The sequence below is a fragment of the Paenibacillus paludis genome, from assembly GCF_042610515.1.
In the GTDB taxonomy this organism is placed as follows: Bacteria; Bacillota; Bacilli; order Paenibacillales; family Paenibacillaceae; genus Paenibacillus_AQ.
This window is the reverse complement of sequence record NZ_JBGJZP010000047.1, coordinates 1-1,964: the sequence shown is the minus strand read 5'-3', so window position 1 is coordinate 1,964 and position 1,964 is coordinate 1. Positions and strand designations below refer to the sequence as shown.

Here is a 1,964-nt window from a genome sequence, read left to right as displayed (position 1 = left end):
GGGGCTGTCCCAAAAGCCATGAAATGGCTGCTTGGGACAGCCCCTTGGTTTTGGAGTAAGATGTATGTTTTCGCTTGGGTGGACGCTCCGCGAACGGACCGTTGTTCCAATCGCTGATATCCCCAGATTTTATTCATTCTCCTTAGCGGTGAAAATCCGGGGACAAAGGCGACCGCTACCGCTTTTCCACAATCAGTCCGTCCTCTTTGCTGTGTAAGTGGAAATTGTTACGAAAATCTTTAAAAAACACGAAAAAGAAACCGTCCTTTGGTAAAATGGAGTTACCACACAACCATTTCAAAGGAGCGGTTTCTTTGTACATTCAATATACCATGGACCAACTTTGCTTGCCAATGGATCTGGAAGAAGATATTCCAGAACATCACCTCGTTCGTGTCGTGAATGCTACTGTTAATCGGCTGGACGACGCCGTTTTTGACGCGGCCTACCCTGGCGGCGGCCGTGACAGCTATCACCCCAAAATGCTTACCAAAGTTATCATTTACGCCTACACTCAGCGAATGTATTCCTCCCGCCAAATCGCCAAATCCATCCGGGAGAACATCCTCTTCATGTGGCTCGCTGGACGGCAGCGACCAGACTTCCGCACCCTTAATCGCTTCCGTTCTCAGCGAATGAAGAACGTCCTCGAAACGGTATTTACCGCCGTGCTTCAGTTTTTGGCTGACGAAAAATACGTTTCTCTGGAGCATTACTTTGTGGATGGCACCAAGATGGAAGCCAATGCCAATCGCTACACCTTTGTTTGGGGCAAAGCCGTCAGCAAATACAAAGCCAAACTGCAAGAAAAGGTACATGCCCTGTTCGTTGACATTGAAGCGGCAGAAGCGCGGGAAGAACAGGAGAATCAAGGCAAAGATCTCGCTGAACTCGGTACGGGTTCCGAAGTGAGTAGTGAGAAACTCGAACAAGCCGTGCAAAAGCTTGAAGCTCAGCTTGCAGAAAAACCTAAAAACAAGCCCCTAAAGAAAGCGGTTCGGAAGCTACGCAAGGAGTTGCTGCCCCGGCTGCTGAAATACGAACAGTACCAAACGTTGCTTGGTGACCGGAACAGCTTCAGCAAGACAGATCCGGATGCGACCTTTATGCGAATGAAAGAAGACCACATGCGAAATGGGCAACTGAAACCGGGTTACAATGTACAGATCGGGACCGAAAACCAGTTTATTTTGGCCTACAGTCTACACCAAAGGCCAACTGACACTCGCTGTTTACAGCCGCACATGGAAAAAGCAAGGCAGATTCTTGGAAAACTCCCGAAGACGGTAATTGCGGATGCAGGTTACGGCAGTGAAGAAAACTATGCCTATCTGGAAAAGAGAGAGGTCCATGCGGTAGTGAAATACGGCAGCTACCACAAGGAAAAGAGTAAAGCCTGGAAAGCGAATGTCGGAAAAATTGAGAACTGGACGTACGACACAGCCGAGGATCGCTGGACATGCCCAGCTGGACAAAAGCTGCATTTCCGCAAAGAGAGCAAGGAAATCGTAGAGAGCGGATACGAAATTCGGAAGCGTCATTACCGAAGCCAGAGCTGTGAAGGATGTCCGCTAAAAGAACGCTGCACGAAGGCAACCGGTAATCGGGAAGTCGTGGTGAGTCTGGAGCGGTTACGGTACCAGAAACAGGCTCGAGAAATTCTGCAAAGCGAGGAAGGTTACCTCTTGGCCGTACGCCGAATGACGGAACCAGAAAGTGTATTTGGACAACTAAAGAATAACCGGGGCTTCCGGCGTTTTCTGCTTCGCGGCATCGAAAAAGTGACGCTCGAGGTCGGTTGGCTTTCGCTCGCCCATAATTTATTAAAACAAGCTGCCCATGACCAAAAACGCAGAGCAGCGATTCTCCAATAACGGGAGAATCGCTGCTCTTTTGAGTCTTAAGCTTTTGAGAGATAGAGGGCCTGTCTCCGACAGTAGAATATCTTCTTTTGGGACAGCCCC

At 49.2% G+C, this 1,964-nt stretch carries 1 protein-coding gene; it reads left to right on the top strand.

The window, feature by feature from the left end:
* Positions 1-314 precede the first annotated feature (314 nt).
* Positions 315-1,874: an IS1182 family transposase gene (locus tag ACAN56_RS35345; protein ID WP_379148773.1), complete on the top strand. Its 1,560-nt coding sequence runs from the start codon at positions 315-317 to the stop codon at positions 1,872-1,874.
* Positions 1,875-1,964: the final 90 nt, after the last annotated feature.